The sequence below is a fragment of the Pseudomonas sp. P7759 genome (genome assembly GCF_013386445.1).
GTDB lineage: Bacteria > Pseudomonadota > Gammaproteobacteria > Pseudomonadales > Pseudomonadaceae > Aquipseudomonas > Aquipseudomonas azotoformans_A.
Genome location: NZ_JACART010000009.1, coordinates 152,353 through 170,122 on the forward strand (window position 1 = coordinate 152,353; position 17,770 = coordinate 170,122).

The following is a 17,770-nucleotide window of genomic DNA, read 5'->3' on the forward strand; positions in this document are numbered from 1 at the left end:
TTCAAAGGATGAAACACAATGCATACACCTGAACCCCACATCGTGATCCAGCGCTTCACTGAGGCCCACCTCGAGGGCGTCGCCGCGCTCTATAACGAACCGGCCGTGTGCCGTCAGGTGCTGCAAATGCCTTTCCAGTCGGTAGAGGCGTGGCGTAACAAGCTGGTACAGGACAACGAGCGGCGCCTGCAACTGGTGGCCGTGCACGGTGGTGAAGTGATCGGCCAGCTTGGCCTGGAACAGTACCTGCGGGTACGCCAGGCCCATGTCGGTTCATTCGGCATGGGCGTGGCCACGGCGTGGCAGGGCAAAGGGGTTGGCTCGCGCCTGCTGACGGCTGCGCTGGACGTGGCCGACAACTGGATGAACCTGCGCCGGGTGGAACTCACGGTGTACGCCGACAACGATGCGGCACAGAGGCTGTACCGCAAGTTCGGCTTTGAGGTCGAAGGCGTATTGCGTGATTACGCCCTGCGTGACGGCCAGTTTGTCGACACCGTCAGCATGGCGCGCCTGCGCCAGTCGGCTTAGCCCAAGGCAAACGCCACCGCAGCCTGCGCATGCAGCTCGGTGGTGTCCAGCAGCGGCAAGTCGCTGTGCTCGGGCTTGATCAACAGGCTGATTTCCGTGCAACCGAGGATGATCGCCTGGGCGCCGCGTGCGGCCAGGGACTCGATCACGCCTTGGTAGACCTTGCGTGACGCATCGCTGATCACGCCGACACACAATTGCTCATAGATGATCCGGTGCACGGCCTGTCGCTCGTCCGCCTCGGGCACCAGCACGGTCAGGCCCTGGGCCGCCAGGCGCGATTTAAGGAAGTCCTGCTCCATGGTAAACGCGGTGCCGAGCAGGCCGACAGTCAGCGTGCCGGCTTCCACGGCCGCTGCACCTGCAGCATCGGCGATGTGCAGGAACGGAATCGACACCGCCGCTTCAATGCGCGGCGCCACCAAATGCATGGTGTTGGTACACAGCACCACACACTCGGCGCCACCGGCTTGCAGACGGCGCGCGGCATCTTCGAGGATCAGTGCGGTGTCATCCCAGCGGCCGGCGTGCTGGGCCTGTTCCACCGGGCCGAAGTCCACGCTGTACATCAACAGTTGCGCCGAGCGCAGCGGGCCGAGCTGGTCGCGCACGCGCTGGTTGATGATGCGGTAATACTCGGCGCTGGACTCCCAGCTCATGCCGCCGATAAGGCCGATGGTGCGCATGCGATGCTCCTGACAAGGAAAGTCACTTCACCTTACCCATCGGGCGGGGATTAGTCATACGCAGTTGGCCGCGAAATGACCGGTGCAGTTTCACATGTCCAGGTTGACCCAACCCGGCTTGGCTTCCTCCGGCGCCACCGCGTTGATCCGCTTGCCGGTCGTCCGCTCCACGCGCCGCGCCACCTCCGGGTCATCGGCAAAGGGTATCAGGCTGGCGTCGTCCAGACTTTTGTCCGACTGCCCGCGCAAGCAATACTCCACCGCGCCGTACAGGCACACCACCATCAGCAGGCCCCACATCTCAGGCGATCCGCGCATCGAGCTGCGCCATTTTCAAGTCCGCGACTCGCACCGTGCGCCAAGTGTTGTAGGCCATCAGCACCATCCCCGTAAGAAAGAACACCCCCCCGGCAAACCGCACCACAAACCCCGGATGGCTGGCCTGCAAGGCTTCGACAAAGGAATAGGTGAGGGTGCCGTCATCGTTGACCGCCCGCCACATCAGGCCTTGGGTGATGCCGTTGACCCACATCGACGCGATGTACAGCACGGTGCCGATGGTCGCCAGCCAGAAATGCAGGTTGATCAGCGGCACGCTGTGCATTTGCTCGCGCCCGAACACTTTGGGGATCATGTGGTACAGCGAGCCAAAGGTGATCATCGCCACCCATCCCAGGGCGCCGGCATGCACGTGGCCGATGGTCCAGTCGGTGTAGTGGGACAGGGCATTGACGGTCTTGATCGCCATCATCGGCCCCTCGAACGTCGACATCCCGTAGAACGCCAGGGACAGCACCAGGAACCGCAGGATCGGGTCGCTGCGCAACTTATGCCAGGCGCCGGACAAGGTCATCATGCCGTTGATCATCCCGCCCCAGCTCGGCGCCAGCAGAATCAGCGACATGGCCATGCCCAGTGACTGTGCCCAATCCGGCAGGGCGGTGTAGTGCAGGTGATGCGGGCCGGCCCAGATATACAGGGTGATCAACGCCCAGAAGTGCACGATGGAAAGACGATAGGAGTACACCGGGCGTCCGACTTGTTTCGGCACGAAGTAATACATCATCCCCAAAAAACCGGTGGTCAGGAAAAACCCTACGGCGTTGTGCCCGTACCACCACTGCACCATCGCATCGGTAGCCCCGGAATACACCGGGTAGGACTTGAACCAATCCACCGGGATCGCCAAATGGTTGACCACGTGCAACATGGCGATCACCAGGATAAAGGCGCCGAAAAACCAGTTGCCCACGTAAATATGTTGGGTTTTGCGTCGCACCACGGTGGTGAAAAACACAATGGCATAGGCCACCCAAACCACGGCCATCCACACCGCGCCGGAGAACTCGATCTCGGCGTATTCCTTGGTGGTGGTGTAGCCCAGCGGCAAGCTGATCAGCATGATCACGATCACCGATTGCCAGCCCCAGAAGGTAAAGGCTGCCAGAGTGTCGGAAAACAAGCGCACCTGGCAGGTGCGCTGTACCGCGTAGTAGCTGGCGGCAAACTGCGCGCTGCCGGCAAAACCGAAGATCACCAGGCTGGTGTGCAAGGGCCGCAAACGGCCGAAGGTGGTCCAGGGCAAATCCAGGTTCATTTCCGGCCACACCAATTGCGAGGCGATCCACACGCCCATGGCCATGCCCACCACGCCCCAAATGATGGTGGCGATAACAAATTGGCGGACGACTTTATAGTTATAGGCCTGCCCGATTGTTGCTGTGTTCATGCTCAGTCCTCCCACGGTTCCAAGTGGCGGCACTGTAGGAAGCGTGGGCAAAACAAAACAGGCTCAGAAAAACCTCATTGTTGCGGATCAGTTTTAAGCCGTACGTTGAGCGACTGCATCTGCCATGATCAGGCTTCGCAACCTGGCTCACCCAAGGAAATCCGCAATGGACGACGTACAACAACTGGGCGAGATGCTTCGTCATTACGCCGACAGCGAAGCGCATAAAAAACAGCAATTCGATGTGCAGTCAGCCCGTTGGGCGCAAAAGCTCGATGAGTTGTTCGGTCAGATCGAGCAGTGGCTTGAGCCGGTGAAGACGGTCGGGTTGCTGGAGGTGCATCGTGAAGCCTATGTCGCCAGTGGGCCCAGCGTGCCGGTGGAGGCATCGACCTTCAAGACCGAGAAACTGACCGTGAATATCACCGGCAAACCGGTGGAATTCGTGCCGGACGTGATGGGTGTGGGCGGGTTGATCTCCGTGTCGGTCATGGGCTTGACCGCTGCGCGGCACGGCAGCGTTTCGCTGGTGCTGCCGGCGGATAAAAATGATTGGCTGTGGAAGAAGACCAATGGCCTGAAAGATCCGGACACCTTTGGCTTCGACGCGAATTTCCTGGCCTCGCAGTTGCAGAGCCTGATTCCACGCGAACGCGTCTGAACTGTCGGTTGTGGGCAAGTTTATTTAAGCGCTGGATCACCAGGGTTGAGCTTTTTCCAACGTTGCATCACTACCTGCGCCTTGGGCTCCTGACCGTTTTCCAGGTAGTACTGGATCAACGACAGCCGCGCATTGCGGTGATACGGCTGGCGCTTGAGCAGGTTTTCCAATTGCTGGCAGGCTTCGTCGACACGGGCGCTGTCATGCAACGCCACCGCCAGCACAAAGGTGAACTGACCGTTGGCAGGCTCCAGGCGGGCGGCGTTGCGCAGGTGAGACATGGCCTTTGCCGTATCGCCCGCGCGAATCAGCATCAAGCCTTGGGTGTGCTGCAATAGCGCGGCATCTGGGTGTCGAGCCAACTCATCAGCAATCAGGCTGCGTGCTTCTGGCGTACGGCCGTTGGCTTCCAGCCACTGCGCCAGGGTGACCAGCGCCGGGAAGAAATCCGGGTCGCGTAGCAGCGCCGTGCGCAATTGCGCTTCCACTTTGTCGCCACGACCGCTGGCCTGGTAGAGCATCGCCAGGTTGAGGTTGGCTTCGGCACGTTCGAGCAGACTTGATTGCACCTGTTCATATTCAGCAATGGCGCTGTCCCAGGCGGGGCCCTGGCCGGACACGCTCAACAGGTCCCGCGCGACAATGATCCGCACGGCGCGCACGGGATCCCTGAGCAAGGGCGCGTACAGGGTGACGCGTTCCGCTGGCGGCAGCAGGGCGCTGACGGCACGCACGGCACTTTCCCGCACTTGCGGGGCAGGGTGGAGGAGGTCCTTGGTCGCCAGTATCAACGCCTGTTCACTGGGATAGTTGGGCAGTTCGACCAACAGCGTCGCGCGCTGGATGGCCGGTAGGTTGCTGCGAGCCAGTTGGTCATACAACGCCTGGGCCGCACCGGGTTGGCCGCCGCGAATCAACACCATGCTCTCGGCGTAAGTCGGTGCTTTCAGCACGTCCCGTGCCCCGGCAGGGATGCTGAAGCTGTGGTCATGACGCAAGTCGTTGCCCATATAGACCTTGCCTGGCATATGGCAGTCAACGCAGAACGAACCCGGTTTACCGGTGTGTTCAGGAGCGTCGTAGTTTTTGGCCTGTAGCCCGCGCCCATCCACTGTGGTGATCGAAGTTTTGCCTGCAGTGTTATGGCATTGCAGGCACACCGCATTGCCTGGCGCCTTGAGTTCATTGCTGTGGGGGTTATGGCAGTTGCTGCAACGCACGCCTTTCTCGGCCATTTTGCTTTGGGCGAAGGAGCCGTGTTCGAACACCTCATCCTTGATCTTGCCGTCCAGGGCATACAGCTCACGGGTCAGCACGCTGGGCAGGTAGTCGTCCATCAGGCGTTTACCCACGGTAAAGCCATCGCCCAGGGGCGCACGGCGTGCATGGCAGCGGGCGCAGGTTTCCAGTTCGACGGTGGCGTCCTTGTCTTTGAGGTCCACGGCAAAGCCTGCGTGCAGCAGGTCGCCTTTTTTCGCCGCCCATTGCAGGTGGTTGGACGCCGGGCCATGGCACGCCTGGCAGCCGACACCGAGACTGTTCCATTGGCTGTCGAAGGTGTTGTTCTGCGCATCGAAATTGCGCTTGTAGCCGGTGGTGTGGCATTCCACGCACATGAAGTTGGCGTTCTGGCTGGGTTTGCTCCAGTGCAGCGGGTTCTTGAAGTTCACGCCCTGGCCGGGATACAGGTGAAACCAGCGGTTCTGTTGGGTATCCCAAGCCACGCCAAGGGCTTGCAGGCGACCGCCGCCGACGTCGATCAGGTATTGCTGTAACGGTGCGATGCCAAAGGTGTAGGCCACCTTGAAATCGGCCACCTTGCCGTCGCTGCCCGGTGTGTTGACCCAGAACTCATCGCCCCGGCGGAAGAACCGCGTGGTCTCACCTTCGCCGATAAAGCTCGCATCGTTGAAGTCCGCCGGCACGGTCTGCGGCGTGGCCAATTGCATCGCCAGTTGATGGTGCGAGCCCTGCCAATCCTTGGCCTGGGCTTGGTGGCAGCCTTGACACTGTTGCTCATCGACCAGGGTGGCCGGGGGCATGACCACCGGCTTGGCGGCCACCACCGGCGGCGGCAACCGAGGCGTACTGGCCTGCAGGAAGAACCAGATCCCGGTCATGGCCAACAACAGCAACACAATCAGAACGGGGTACAGATAACGACGGGGTGATTCACGGTGGGGCGCAGCGTGTTGTTTTTTGGGCCTGGGCATTCCGACTTCCGTTGTCTTGATGCGTGGACGCTCTGTTGGCGCGCTTAAGCTCTGTGCAGCTTTGACGCTGGGGGCTGGTCTGTCAAACAGGCCGCGCAAATGAGGTTAATTCCCCAGGATTGGCTATACCTACAGCTCACTGTTTCGATGATGATCGCCAGGGAGTTCAATAATGAAACTAAGGCTAATGATCAGCACGCTGTGCGTGGCGTCGGTCGCCATGGCAGGTTGTGCCAGCAAGGTCACTTCACCAGACGAGTACTCCGGCTTTCTCTCGGACTACAGCCAACTCAAGGAAGCCCAGTCGCCTTCGGGAGCCGAGGTGATGCGTTGGGTCGATCCCAAGCTGGACCTCAGCCGCTACCACGCGGTGTTCGTCGAACCGACGCAGTTCTACCCCAAGCCCCAGGCCACGGCGAAAATCCCGGAAAGCACCCTGAACGGCATCAACACCTATTACAACCAGGCGCTCAAGCGTGAGTTGGAAAAATCCCTGCCCCTGGCCAATGCACCTGGGCCGGGTGTGATCGTGGTGCGGGCGGCGATCACGGCCGTGAGCAGCAAGACCGAGGGCCTTGCTCCGTATGAATACATCCCTGTCGCCCTGGTCGTCGCGACGGTCAGCACCGCGTCCGGCCATCGTGACCAGGAGACCACCTTGGGCACAGAGGCGCAGTTCCTCGACGGCGCCAGTGGCAAGGTGCTTGCCCAAGTGGTGCGCAAAGGCACCGGGAAGCCGCTATCGAACGAGGCCCAGGTAATGAAGGCCGACGATGTGAAAAGCGTGATCGATGGCTGGGCGTCGGACTTGCATCAGTCCTACGTCAAGCTCAAACACTAGGCCGTCCGGAAAGGGAGAGGGCCTATGTGCCCTCACCACCGCTTCACTGACCGCCAAACCAACGGAAATAAGGATTGGCGCCGTCTGCGCGCATGACCTCTCGCATCTCCCGGCTCCAGGCATCCCGATCACCGTTATAGGCGTGCAGGCTGGCGCGGTAGAACTGCATCAGGCGCTGTTGTTCGGTCGTCAACGTTCGGGCGAAGGTCTCATCCGCATGGATCAGCGGCACGGGCACGCGCAGATCGAGCAAGGCCGGCAGTACGCGGGTGATTTCCTTGCTGCGCACCCACGGCGCGTACTCGATGCGCGGTTGATCGTCGGTGACCGGCAACGTATCCCCGGCAAATCGTTCAAGGCCCTGGCGATCAGTGACCCAGGTTGCCAGCAGAGTCGCCGCCGAATCGATACCAACGTCCGCCAGGGCGCTGCGCAAGCCCGGTTCCTCAAATCGTTGGTGTATGCGTTGTGCATCCAGGGTGATCGGCTCCAGGGAGCCCACCAGCAGCATCTCATGGAACTCGCTGGTCCACAGCGACGCGTACGGGAACACGTTGAGGAAGCTGCGCACCAAGGCGCGGGAGTCGTCGATGTTTTGCGTCGGCAGCGGCAGCCATTGGGCGAGCAAGCCGTTTTTCTCGAGGCGCATGGCCGCTAATTGGTAGAAGTCCTGGGAATACAGGTTCACCACGCCGGCAGCGGAGGGTGGCGGGGGTTCCAGGGTGATCAGGTCGTAGGCTTGCGGGTTGCGCAGCAGTTCCTGGCGACCGTCGCGCAAGCGCAAGTCGATGCCTGGATCGCTGGCGGCATTGAAGTTGCCTTTGAACAAGGGGGCGGCTTGCACCACCGCTGGCAGGAGTTCAGCGACCACCCGATGTTCCAGGCCTGGATAGCGCAATAGCGCACCCGCCGTGATGCCGGTGCCGAAGCCGATCACCAGCGCAGACTCGGGCTCGGCGTTGTGAATCAGCAGCGGCAACAGCGCCTGGATCCGCATATAACGCAGCGATGGCATGGCGTCGCCGGTGTTGGAGATGCCCTGGATATACAAACGCTGAAACGCCCGCGCTCCTTGGCCCTGGGTAACGACTGCCACCGTCGCGCCACGGCCTTCCTGGTAAAACGCCAGGCTGGCGTTGCGCGCACCGGGTAGCAATTTGGCCAGGCGATCCTCTGGGGTCAACAGTGCTATCGCCAGCGACACCAGCCCCAGTGCAATCACCGCCTGCCGCCGTCCTTTTTTAACACCCTGGCCACGGCGTACCGCCAGGTACCCCACGACGCCAGCCACCACAGCCAACACGCCCAAGGTCCGTACCAACCCCAACCACGGGATCAACACGAACCCGCACAGCATCACCCCGATAATCCCGCCCAAGGTGTTGAAGGCCACCACCGCGCCGACGTCACGGCCGACATGCCGATTGCCCACACTCAAGCGCAACGCCACGGGAAACGCCGCGCCCAGCAGCAAGGTCGGCACAAATACGATGCACAATGCCGCCACTGCAAAACGTGCGCTCATCCCCGGCAGCTCGCTTGCGCCCAGGCCCAGCACCAGCGCTTCAGCCTGGGTTTGCAACAGCACCAACCAGCGCCCCAACAGGGCGATTTCCAGCAGCGCCACCAAGCCTGCGCCCGCGATCAGCAGGCCGAATACACCCCAGGGATCGCGAAGACGTTCTACACGACCTGACATCAACTGGCTGCCGATGAACAAGCCGGTCAGGTAGGTGGCAAGTACCACGGCGAACGCATACGTGCGGGTACTCATGAATTGCACGATGGACTGCGACCACACCACTTCATAACCGAGGGCAACGCCACCGGCGATGGCGTACAGCACCAATGCCAGTCGTGCCGGTTGCATGGGGCGCGGCTGTGCGATCTCAACAGGCGCTTGATGACGCACCGCCAACACTGCCCCCACCGCAGCAAGCAGATTCAGCATCGCCGCCATCATCGCGCTGCCGCGCACGCCAAACTGGGCAATCAATACAAACGCCGTGAGCAACGTCCCGACAATCGCCCCGGCGGTGTTGGCCGCGTAGAGGCGCCCACCCGCCTGGCTCAAACCCTTGGCGTCGATACCCAACGAGCGCACCAGTACCGGCAACGTGCCGCCCATCAACACCGCCGGCAGCCCGACCAGGGCAAACGGCAACGCCCAGGCCAGCAGGCCAATGCGTTGTTCCAACCAGGCAAACGGTTCGGCCGCCACGCCCAGGGCGAGCGTCGCGCCCACCCCGAGCAGAGCAACCAATAATTCCAGACCTGCATACAACAACAGCGGCCGCGCGAAGCGGTCCGCCAAACGTCCGAACAGCCAGCCGCCGAATGCCAGCCCGGCAAAAAACGCGCTGATGCCCGCAGTAATTGCATACACCTCGACGCCTACCACCAGGGACAGCTGCTTGATCCACAGCACCTGATACACCAAGGCCGCACCGCCGGAGAGGAACAGGAGGAGGGCGGGGATCAGGATGGGCAGGACAGCCGTGCGCACGACGACTGTGTTGGCGAAACGTGAAGACATGAGGATGACCTTGAACACTGAATCCAGGGGATGTACTCGGTCCAAATGTGGGAGCGGGCAAGCCCACTCCCACACTGGTCCTGTGTTGTTGTCGTTATGACGCGGGAGCTGCTTTCATCTTCTCTTCAATTTTTTTGTCTACCGCTTCACGAATCTGGTCGATGCTGAAGCTCGGCGGTTTCTGGCTCGGCGGGTAGTCGATGAAGGTCTGCAGGAACTTCGCTGCCTTGGTCACTGCTACTGCTCCCAGGTAGACGTTCTTCGTGGTCCAGTCATAATACTGGTCGGAAACCACGTCCGCTCGCTCATACGGGTCCATCCTCAAGTTAAAGATTTTCGGTACCCGCAGTTGCACGAATGGCTCGCTCCACACCCGGAAACCACCGGGCTGGCGTTGCTCGGCGAATACCACTTTCCAGTTGTCGAACCGCATCGAGACCAGCATGCCGTCGTCATTGAAGTAGTAGAACTCGCTACGTGCGCCTTTAGGCTGCTGGCCGGTCAGATAGGGCAGTTGGTTGTAGCCGTCCAGGTGCACCTTGAAGTTGGTGCCGCCCGTGGTGGGTGCCCAGCCTTTGAGCAACTTGTCCTTCACGTCGGCGTCACCCGCTGCGGCCAACAGGGTCGGGAACCAGTCCATGCCCGAGACCATCTCGTTGGAAACTTCACCCTGCTTGATCTTGCCCGGCCAACGGATGATCGCCGGTACCCGATACGCACCTTCCCAGTTGGAGTCCTTTTCGTTGCGGAACGGCGTGGTCGCCGCGTCCGGCCAGGAGAACTGGTTGGGCCCGTTGTCGGTGGTGTACACCACGATGGTGTTGTCGGCGATCTTCAGGTCGTCGAGGGTTTGCAGGAGTTTGCCCACATCACCGTCGTGCTCCAGCATGCCGTCGGCGTATTCGTTGCCGGGCATGCCGCTCTGGCCCTTGATCGAGTCACGCACATGGGTGAACACGTGCATGCGCGTGGTGTTCATCCACACGAAGAACGGCTTGTTGGCTTCGGCTTGTTTCTTGATGAAGGCCTGGGCCGCGGCGGTGGTTTCATCGTCGATGGTTTCCATGCGCTTGGTGGTCAAGGCGCCGGTATCTTCGATCTTGCCGTCGGCAAAGCTGTGAATCACGCCACGGGGGGTGTTGGCCTTGACGAATTCCACGTCGTCCTTGGGCCAGTAGGGACGTTCGGGTTCTTCTTCGGCGTTGAGGTGGTAGAGGTTACCGAAGAACTCGTCAAAACCGTGGTTGGTAGGTAGGTATTCATCCCGATCACCCAAGTGGTTCTTGCCGAATTGTCCGGTGGAGTAACCCAGGGACTTGAGCGCCTGGGCGATGGTGATATCACGTTTTTGCAGACCTACTGGGGCGCCCGGAATACCCACCTTCGACAGACCCGTGCGCAACGGCGTCTGGCCGGTGATGAAGGACGAACGCCCGGCGGTGCAGCTGTTCTCCGCGTAGTAGTCGGTGAACATCATGCCTTCTTTGGCGATACGGTCGATATTCGGGGTCTTGTAGCCAACCACGCCCATGGAATAGGCGCTGATATTGGTTTGCCCGATGTCATCGCCGAAGATCACCAGGATATTCGGCTTTTCGGCCGCCCAGGCAGATGCCGAGGCGCCGATCACCGAAACTGCCACCAGGGCGAGTTTCGGCAGCCACTTACGTATGCGAGTCATAAGACTTGCTCCTTTTAGGGCTTGAGTCGCATTGCCTGCGACCAACGTTTTTAACAGTCCATCGCGACGTCTTTTCTTATTGCACCTTCACTTGCACAGCTGGATCGAACGGATAGATACGGCCCCAGTCGCGTGCCATATCCACCACGGTCCACTGCTGTTGCTTGGCCAGGTCCAGTGCCTTGTCCAGGCGCCCCACCTGAGAATTGCGGTCGTAGGCCCATTCGCGCTGGGCATCGGTGTGGTGCACCAGGCCCATCAAGCGTTTGCCAGGGCCGGCGGCGGTCCATTGCAGCATTTGCAGGTCGCCGTCGGAGTTGCCGAAGGCCAGGATCGGTCGACGCCCGATGATGGCGTCGATGCTTTCGGGTTTGCCTGGGCCGTCATCGTTGTGTGCCAGCTTGGCGGTGCGCAGCACCTGCGGCTTGCCGTCCTTGAGCTGGTATTGGGTGACGAAGTTGGAGCCGATCACCTGCTCGGGCGGCACGCCGTACACCTCTTCGGCAAAGGCGCGCATGAAGGCGGTGTCGCCCCCGGAGACGATGTAGGTCTTGAATTGCTGGCTGCGCAGGTAGTCGAGCATTTCCAGCATGGGCTGGTAGATCATTTGGTCGAACGGCTTGCCGGTCTTGGGGTGACGGGCCTGCTTGAGCCAGTTTCTGGCGTTGTCGATAAAGGCTTCGGTGCTGACCCCAGTGTGGGTGGCGCCGATGATTTTCAACAAGCCGTCCATGCCGGCAGCGGCAAGGGCCTTGTGGTCGCCTTCGAGCACGGCCTGGAAGGGCTGCGTGGTTTTCCATTCCGGATGCTGCGGGGCCAGGCGCTTGACCTCGTCAAAGGCGAACAGCACTTCAAAGTACGCCGGTTGTTCGGTCCACAGCGTGCCGTCATTGTCGAACACGGCGATGCGTTCGGCGGGCTTCACGTAGTCCTTGGAGCCTTCGGCGGTCACCGCCTGGACGAACTCGATGATCTGTTTTTTGTTCGGGCCTTCGTTCCATGACGGCAGCGGATCGGCCGCCAGGGCAGGCAGGCTCAGGAGGAGGAGAAGGGGCAGGGCAGAACGCAGCGACGTCATGGGAAGTCCTTTTCGTGACGAGGGTTCAGTGGAACCAAGCGTAGTTGACGACAGGCCCAGCGCAATGCTGGCCATGCCTTTCGCCACAATGACCGCAGGCGGGGCCATAGGGCACGGATCAGATAAGCCGCCAGCACCAGCACGACGATGGCCGCCATCCATCCCAGCAAATGCCGCGACAGCTGCCAGCGTGCGTGCTGCCCGAGCGCCTTGAGGTCGTCGGTGACGGAAAAGGTCGGCGTGTAGGCGCTGGTGGCCTGGGCCACAAATGTCAGTGCGGGTAACTGCGCGATTTGCAGGCGATGGTTGCGGCTGTCCCACCATTTCAGCTGGAGGGCGGGCAGGGTGTAATGGCCGCCTTTTTCCACGCGATACACCAAGTGATCGATGCGTTGGCCACCGGTGAGGGTGCCGCGTCCGTCATCCAGGTTGCTGATGGCAGGCGCCTGCGGGTATCGGCGAAGCCCGCGGACGTCAGCTGCAACAGGCGACGGCAGTGACAGCCCTGGCGTGTTATCGCCTTGCAGGGTCACTGTCCGCGTCAGGCTGTCGCCAACCTTGAGATCGCCGGCCGAAAGGGTCTGGCTCAGGCGTAAACCGCTGGCGACCAGCACGGGTTCACCGGGCGCAAACCCAGGTGGCTGAGTGGCCTCAAAGGTCAGCGGCGCACTCTGCGCACTCAACGGCGCGCTGGCCTGGCCCGGCTGGGCACTTACCGTCAGCGCGGGCACGCTGAAGTGTTGCGCCGTCGTCGGCGTGATCAGGTAGGCGTAGCGCATCCCGTAGAAGGTTTGCCCGTCGATCACCTGTGTGGTGTGCTCGGCCTCGCCCCCCGGTTGCTGTACGCGTGCTCCCGCCAATTTCAGGTCCGGCAACGTCGCGGCGGCGGTGAACCAGGTATCCGTCAGCACATCCACCTGCACCTGAAACTGCTCGCCCACGACGACTGATGCACCGGGGATCAGTTGCGCGTTCACCCGTAATTGCGGTTCGGCCGCCCATAACGGCCCTGACAACAACAGCAACACGCCCCAGTAGCGCTTCATGGCCGCGCCTCCTGGTCTTGCAGGCTGAATTTGCGGCGCAGGAAGTTGGCCGGTGACGTGGTCAGGTTCTGCAACCACAGTGCGTCATAATTTGCCTGCTGGGTCTGGATCGCTTTGCTCTGCCCCTTGCCTGGTGCTTTATCGAACTTGATCTCATCCGGCTTGACCTGCGGCGTGTTGTTCGCCGCGCTTTCGGTGTCTTTTTTCAGCGCAATCGCCAGGGCCAGGTTGGCCGTGGCTTCAGGGAAGACAGGTTGCAACTGCAAGGCCTGTTGATAGGCCGCGATGGCGTCATCGAACTTGAAGCGACGTACATGGATGTTGCCCAGATAGAACGCTGCTTGCGCGGTGTTCATGGCGGCGAAGGTGGTTTGGGCCAGGTCGTAATCGGCGGCGTTGTAGGCGGCGATGCCTTTCCAGTAAGGGTCGACGAAGAGCGCGGCGGCCTGCGGGTAATGATGGTGCTCGAAGGCCCAGCGGCCTTGCTGGTCGGGCGTCATGAACGGATTGGCCTCGGCTTGCGTCGGCGGTAGCAGCAGGCCGAGCAACACCACTGCCGCCCAGTTCAGGCTCCAGCCCTTGCGCACACTCAACAACGCCAACAGCAGTAACGGCCAGCACAGCCAATAGCCAGCGTCTTTCCATTGCAACAGGCGTTGCTGCTCGTCGACGTTCTGGAAGTGCTGCTGGGCGTGCAGTTCGATCCAGTCCAGATCATCGTCATTCAGGGTCAGGCTGCCCAGCGGCGCCTCCAGGGCCGAGGCCAATGGTTTGAGCGTGGGACTGCTGCCGAGGGCCAGGATCAGGATCTGCAGCGCGTTGTCCTTGAGGGCGGGCAGTTGGGCGACATCGGCGCCGTCCGTCACCAGCAGCAAGGTGCCGGGCGATTGCTGCAACAGGCGCTTGGCCTGATCGATCACGCCGGCTACATCCTTGCCGCTCTTGCTGATCAAGTCGGTGCCCAATGCCTGAATGAAGGTATCGAGCAAGGCCGGATCATCGGTCGGCGGCAACACCAGATGGGCGCTGCCGGCGTAGACCAGCAACGCGGTGCGCGCGCCTTTGCGGCGCTCGACCAGGTCATGCAGCTTGTGTTTGGCGGCGGTGAGGCGCGTGGGCGGCACATCGGCGGTGTCCATGGACGCTGACAGGTCCATGGCGATGATCAGCGGTGCACGGTTCTCCAGGAAATCCGGGCGGTCCTGCTGCCAGGTCGGGCCCGCCGCGGCGAAGGCACCGACGACCAGAAGCGCACTCACTAAATGCAGCGGGCGCAGGCGATGGCGATCGGTCGGCGTAAGCAGTAAATGCGGCAACAGGTGCGGGGCGATCGTGCCGCGCAGGCGGCGCTGCAGATCACGGCTGCGCTGCCACACCCACGGCAGCAGCACGCCCAAAATCGTCAATAACAGCCAGGCAGGACGCAGAAAGTGGAAGTCACTGAAGTCCATCAGCACGCTCCCGTTTCCATCGATGCGGCCACAACGCAGCGATCAAGTGATACACCACCAACACGATCAGCGCGGTACACAGTGGCCACCAGAACAGGTCGCGCTTGGGCTGATGGCTGAGGGTTTTCACCTGATGCGGTGTGATCTTGTCGAGCGTGGCGTAGACCTGATCCAGACTGTCGCGGTCTTCGGCACGGAAATAACGCCCACCCGTGGCGCTGGCAATGTCTTGCAAGGCGTTGAGGTTGACCTTGGCTTCGCCGCTGGCCTGCGGGTCGCCGATGCCGATGGTGTGGATGATCACACCCTTGGCAGCGGCCATGTCGGCGGCGTGGTCCGGCGTGATTGCACTGCTGGTGTCATTGCCATCGGTGAGCAGGATCAGCACTTTTTCCGGTTCATGGGCCTGGTCCAGCAGCTTGAGGCCAAGGCCAATGGCGTCGCCGATAGCGGTGTTCGGCCCGGCCATGCCGATGCCGCTGTCGTCCAATAACAGCGATAGGCTGGCATGGTCGAGGGTCAAGGGGGCCTGGGGGTAGGCGCCGCTGCCGAACAGGATCAGGCCGATACGGTCGTTCTTGCGCTGCTGGATAAAGCCATGCACCACCTGTTTGACGGCGGCCAGGCGGTCGATCTTGTGGCCGTTGGCGTCGGTAAAATCCTCGGTTTCCATGGATTGGGAGATATCGATGGCCAGCATCAGGTCGCGCACCGGTTGTTGGCGTTCGATGGGTTTTTCCACCCAGACCGGCCGGGCGACCGCCAGCACCAGCAACGCCCACACCAGCAGATTGAGCAGCAACTGGCTGCGATGAGTCCGGGCGCTGCGGGTAGACGCTTCACCGACCGCCTGGCGCATGCCGCCAAAAAACGGCACGCGCACCGCACTGCGCGCTTCGCGATAGACCGGCAGGTAGCGGTAGGCCAACCACGGTAGCGGCAGCATCAATAGCAGCCAGGGATAGTCAAGCTGCCACATGGTGTTGCTCCACCCAGGCCTTGCACTGGGCCAACAGCTGCGGGTCCTGCGACGCAGTGCCGTAGGCCATCTGGGCCAGCCGTTGAGCGAGGTCGTCGGGAATCGGACCTCTGGCGTGGCGTTGCAGGAAGGCTTGCCACTCGGCGCCACGCAAGGTCGGGATACGTTGCTGTTCCTCCAAAGGAAGCGGCATCGACAGCGCGACACGCTTGAGCAATTCGGGCAACTCGCGCAGGTCTTCCAAGGTGTCCAGACGCACCAGCGCTTCGCGCCGGTAGGCATCACGTCGCCAGCGCAACCATTTGCGGCCTGCCAGCACCAACAGCGCCAGCACCACAACGCCCAGCAACACGCCCCAGCCCCAGGTCTGCGGCCAGTAACTCACCGGCGCAGGCAAGCTCAACTCCGTGAGTTGCTCGATGCTTGGCACGTGGCTGCTCACCGACGTTTCCCCAGTTCACTGCGCAACTGATCGGCGGCGGGCAGGGCGGTGCTGATCATCAAGAGTGGCACCTGGCTGCGGCGCAACAGGGTGGCGACATCCTTCAAGCGTCCGCCGAGAAAATCCCCCAGGGGTTGGCGCACCTGGCGCTGGTCCACCGCCAGTTCCACCTGCAACTGGCCTTGGGTGACCCGCAGCTGTCCACGGCTGGGCACGTTGAGTGCCAAAGGGTCATACACTTGAAACGCGATCACGTCGTTGTGCGCTGACAGTTGCTGCATCAGTTGCAAGGAACGCGGCCCGGCGCCGGCAAAATCGCTGACCAGGCAGATCAGGTGATCGTGGCCCGCCACCGCCAGGCACTGCTGCAAGACTGTGTCCAACTGGCCGTCGCCTTCATGGTCAGGGTTCCTCGCCGTCAACGCCGCATTTTGCTGAGCGATGCAGCTGCACAAGGCTTCCACGCGTTTGCGGCTGCGCAAGGGCGCGACACTGTCGACACGCTGGTCGTTGAACACCAGGCCGCCGACACGATCCCCGGCGTTGAACACCATCCACGCCGCCAGCGCGCCCAACTCTGCGGCAATGGCAGATTTGAAGCTGCGCACCGAGCCGAAAAACATCGACATGCGCTGGTCCACTACGATCAGCGCCGGGCGGTCGCGCTCTTCGGTAAAGGTGCGCACCACCGGTTTGCCGGTGCGCAGCGAGGCGCGCCAATCCAGATGACGCAGGTCATCGCCCGGCTGGTAGCGGCGCAACTCATCGAAATTCAGGCCTCGGCCGCGCAGGCGTGACGCATGGTTGCCCGCCAGGATGCTGCCTTGGGGCTGACGCGCGACAAAGCTCAGGTCGCGGGCCTGGAACTGCAAGGCCATCAATTGCGCCAGGCTGACGTAGACAAACCCGTCGGCGTTCATGCGGGAATCGCTACTTTGCTGAGCAGCCGGTCAAGCACCTGATCAGCCGACACGCCATCCGCCACCGCGTCATAGCTCAATTGCAGGCGATGGCGCAGCACCGGATGGGCGACAGCCTGCACGTTGTCCGGCGTGACAAAGGCCTGGCCTTGCAACCAGGCATCGGCCCGCGCGCAGCGGTCCAGGCCAATGCCGCCGCGAGGGCTGGCGCCGAGGCTGATCCAGCGCGCCAGGTCGGCGTCGTAGTCGGCGGGGTGGCGGGTGGCGTTGATGATGTCGATCAGGTAACGGTCGATAGCCGGCGACACCTGGATCGCGCTGACTTCCTGGCGTGCGGCAAAAATCACCTCCTGCGCCAAGGTAAAGCCTTGGACCGTTTGGGTAACGGCCGCCTGTTCTTCTTCGCGCAACAGGCGCAACACCTGGCTTTCGTTGTCGGCGCTGGGGTAGTCCAGCAACAGCTTCATCACAAAGCGGTCCATCTGGGCTTCCGGCAATGGGTAAGTGCCTTCCTGCTCGATGGGGTTTTGCGTGGCCACCACGATAAACAGCTGCGGCAGCGGGTGACTGGCGCCGGCCACGGTGATTTGTCGTTCTTCCATGGCTTCCAGCAACGCCGCCTGGACCTTGGCCGGTGCGCGGTTGATTTCATCGGCGAGGATCAGGTTGCCGAACAGCGGGCCGGGCTGGAAACGGATCTGGTTCTGGCCGTCGACCTGATGCAGTACTTCGGCGCCGGTGATGTCCGAGGGCAGCAGGTCCGGGGTGAACTGGATGCGACTCATCTTGGCGTCCAGGTGCCGGGCCAAGGCCTTGACCGTGCGGGTCTTGGCCAGTCCCGGCAGGCTCTCCAGCAACAGGTGGCCGTTGGCGAGCAGGCCGAGCAGGATCTGGCGGATCACCTGGTCCTGGCCCAGCACGCTTTCGGCCATGCTGGCTTGCAAGGCGTTCAAATCGTTGAGTGCGGTCATGGCAC

General features: G+C 61.9%; 16 protein-coding genes. 3 read left to right on the top strand and 13 right to left on the bottom strand.

Annotation, left to right across the window (positions count from 1 at the left end):
• Positions 1-18 precede the first annotated feature (18 nt).
• Positions 19-531 carry a GNAT family N-acetyltransferase gene (locus HX823_RS12450; RefSeq protein ID WP_177075035.1) on the top strand — a complete coding sequence of 171 codons (513 nt, stop codon included), beginning with the start codon at positions 19-21 and terminating at the stop codon, positions 529-531.
• Here the strand turns inward: HX823_RS12450 and HX823_RS12455 are convergent.
• The 3 genes from HX823_RS12455 to ccoN all read right to left on the bottom strand — a co-directional run bounded on the left by HX823_RS12455 (position 528) and on the right by ccoN (position 2,946).
• Positions 528-1,217, bottom strand: a complete 690-nt coding sequence (locus HX823_RS12455; protein ID WP_038851526.1) for an aspartate/glutamate racemase family protein — start codon at positions 1,215-1,217, stop codon at positions 528-530. The genes HX823_RS12450 and HX823_RS12455 overlap by 4 nt on opposite strands.
• Positions 1,218-1,307: 90 nt before the next feature.
• Positions 1,308-1,517, bottom strand: coding sequence for a cbb3-type cytochrome c oxidase subunit 3 (locus HX823_RS12460; protein WP_038851525.1), 210 nt, complete (start codon positions 1,515-1,517; stop codon positions 1,308-1,310).
• A 1-nt stretch (position 1,518) separates the two neighbouring features.
• Positions 1,519-2,946: a cytochrome-c oxidase, cbb3-type subunit I gene (gene ccoN, locus HX823_RS12465; RefSeq protein ID WP_177075036.1), complete on the bottom strand. Its 1,428-nt coding sequence runs from the start codon at positions 2,944-2,946 to the stop codon at positions 1,519-1,521.
• Positions 2,947-3,112: 166 nt separating this feature from the next.
• On the opposite strand from ccoN, the gene HX823_RS12470 reads away from it, so the two are divergent.
• A complete protein-coding gene (locus HX823_RS12470) occupies positions 3,113-3,607 on the top strand; it encodes a hypothetical protein (protein ID WP_177075037.1) in 495 nt (164 codons plus the stop codon).
• Between the two features lie 20 nt (positions 3,608-3,627).
• On the opposite strand, the gene HX823_RS12475 is transcribed toward HX823_RS12470, so the two are convergent.
• Positions 3,628-5,820, bottom strand: coding sequence for a tetratricopeptide repeat protein (locus tag HX823_RS12475; protein WP_177075038.1), 2,193 nt, complete (start codon positions 5,818-5,820; stop codon positions 3,628-3,630).
• A gap of 172 nt (positions 5,821-5,992) precedes the next feature.
• On the opposite strand from HX823_RS12475, the gene HX823_RS12480 reads away from it, so the two are divergent.
• Positions 5,993-6,661 carry a DUF3313 domain-containing protein gene (locus tag HX823_RS12480; protein WP_177075039.1) on the top strand — a complete coding sequence of 223 codons (669 nt, stop codon included), beginning with the start codon at positions 5,993-5,995 and terminating at the stop codon, positions 6,659-6,661.
• Between the two features lie 43 nt (positions 6,662-6,704).
• On the opposite strand, the gene HX823_RS12485 is transcribed toward HX823_RS12480, so the two are convergent.
• The 9 genes from HX823_RS12485 to HX823_RS12525 all read right to left on the bottom strand — a co-directional run bounded on the left by HX823_RS12485 (position 6,705) and on the right by HX823_RS12525 (position 17,765).
• Entirely contained in the window at positions 6,705-9,197 is a 2,493-nt protein-coding gene (locus HX823_RS12485; protein WP_177075040.1) for a fused MFS/spermidine synthase, read from the bottom strand.
• A 94-nt stretch (positions 9,198-9,291) separates the two neighbouring features.
• On the bottom strand, positions 9,292-10,878 hold the full coding sequence (locus HX823_RS12490) for an arylsulfatase (RefSeq protein ID WP_038851517.1): 1,587 nt from the start codon (positions 10,876-10,878) through the stop codon (positions 9,292-9,294).
• Between the two features lie 76 nt (positions 10,879-10,954).
• Positions 10,955-11,956: an HAD family phosphatase gene (locus HX823_RS12495; RefSeq protein WP_038851515.1), complete on the bottom strand. Its 1,002-nt coding sequence runs from the start codon at positions 11,954-11,956 to the stop codon at positions 10,955-10,957.
• The gene (locus tag HX823_RS12500; protein ID WP_177075041.1) at positions 11,953-13,002 is read right to left on the bottom strand and encodes a BatD family protein; all 1,050 of its coding nucleotides are present in this window, start codon (positions 13,000-13,002) and stop codon (positions 11,953-11,955) included. Before HX823_RS12500 ends, HX823_RS12495 begins: the two co-directional genes overlap by 4 nt.
• A complete protein-coding gene (locus HX823_RS12505; RefSeq protein ID WP_177075042.1) occupies positions 12,999-14,453 on the bottom strand; it encodes a VWA domain-containing protein in 1,455 nt (484 codons plus the stop codon). Before HX823_RS12505 ends, HX823_RS12500 begins: the two co-directional genes overlap by 4 nt.
• Positions 14,440-15,432, bottom strand: a complete 993-nt coding sequence (locus tag HX823_RS12510; RefSeq protein WP_038851535.1) for a VWA domain-containing protein — start codon at positions 15,430-15,432, stop codon at positions 14,440-14,442. The genes HX823_RS12505 and HX823_RS12510 overlap by 14 nt, the downstream gene beginning before the upstream one ends.
• A complete protein-coding gene (locus tag HX823_RS12515) occupies positions 15,419-15,874 on the bottom strand; it encodes a DUF4381 domain-containing protein (RefSeq protein WP_033902906.1) in 456 nt (151 codons plus the stop codon). The genes HX823_RS12510 and HX823_RS12515 overlap by 14 nt, the downstream gene beginning before the upstream one ends.
• On the bottom strand, positions 15,871-16,794 hold the full coding sequence (locus tag HX823_RS12520; RefSeq protein ID WP_177075043.1) for a DUF58 domain-containing protein: 924 nt from the start codon (positions 16,792-16,794) through the stop codon (positions 15,871-15,873). The genes HX823_RS12515 and HX823_RS12520 overlap by 4 nt, the downstream gene beginning before the upstream one ends.
• On the bottom strand, positions 16,791-17,765 hold the full coding sequence (locus HX823_RS12525; protein WP_177075044.1) for a MoxR family ATPase: 975 nt from the start codon (positions 17,763-17,765) through the stop codon (positions 16,791-16,793). Before HX823_RS12525 ends, HX823_RS12520 begins: the two co-directional genes overlap by 4 nt.
• Positions 17,766-17,770 lie beyond the last annotated feature (5 nt).

Coding starts and splice junctions, on each gene's coding strand:
- HX823_RS12450 (WP_177075035.1), top strand. CDS start 19: ATGCATACACCTGAACCCCACATCGTGATCCAGCGCTTCACTGAGGCC.
- HX823_RS12455 (WP_038851526.1), bottom strand. CDS start 1,217: ATGCGCACCATCGGCCTTATCGGCGGCATGAGCTGGGAGTCCAGCGCC.
- HX823_RS12460 (WP_038851525.1), bottom strand. CDS start 1,517: ATGTGGGGCCTGCTGATGGTGGTGTGCCTGTACGGCGCGGTGGAGTAT.
- ccoN (WP_177075036.1), bottom strand. CDS start 2,946: ATGAACACAGCAACAATCGGGCAGGCCTATAACTATAAAGTCGTCCGC.
- HX823_RS12470 (WP_177075037.1), top strand. CDS start 3,113: ATGGACGACGTACAACAACTGGGCGAGATGCTTCGTCATTACGCCGAC.
- HX823_RS12475 (WP_177075038.1), bottom strand. CDS start 5,820: ATGCCCAGGCCCAAAAAACAACACGCTGCGCCCCACCGTGAATCACCC.
- HX823_RS12480 (WP_177075039.1), top strand. CDS start 5,993: ATGAAACTAAGGCTAATGATCAGCACGCTGTGCGTGGCGTCGGTCGCC.
- HX823_RS12485 (WP_177075040.1), bottom strand. CDS start 9,197: ATGTCTTCACGTTTCGCCAACACAGTCGTCGTGCGCACGGCTGTCCTG.
- HX823_RS12490 (WP_038851517.1), bottom strand. CDS start 10,878: ATGACTCGCATACGTAAGTGGCTGCCGAAACTCGCCCTGGTGGCAGTT.
- HX823_RS12495 (WP_038851515.1), bottom strand. CDS start 11,956: ATGACGTCGCTGCGTTCTGCCCTGCCCCTTCTCCTCCTCCTGAGCCTG.
- HX823_RS12500 (WP_177075041.1), bottom strand. CDS start 13,002: ATGAAGCGCTACTGGGGCGTGTTGCTGTTGTTGTCAGGGCCGTTATGG.
- HX823_RS12505 (WP_177075042.1), bottom strand. CDS start 14,453: ATGGACTTCAGTGACTTCCACTTTCTGCGTCCTGCCTGGCTGTTATTG.
- HX823_RS12510 (WP_038851535.1), bottom strand. CDS start 15,432: ATGTGGCAGCTTGACTATCCCTGGCTGCTATTGATGCTGCCGCTACCG.
- HX823_RS12520 (WP_177075043.1), bottom strand. CDS start 16,794: ATGAACGCCGACGGGTTTGTCTACGTCAGCCTGGCGCAATTGATGGCC.
- HX823_RS12525 (WP_177075044.1), bottom strand. CDS start 17,765: ATGACCGCACTCAACGATTTGAACGCCTTGCAAGCCAGCATGGCCGAA.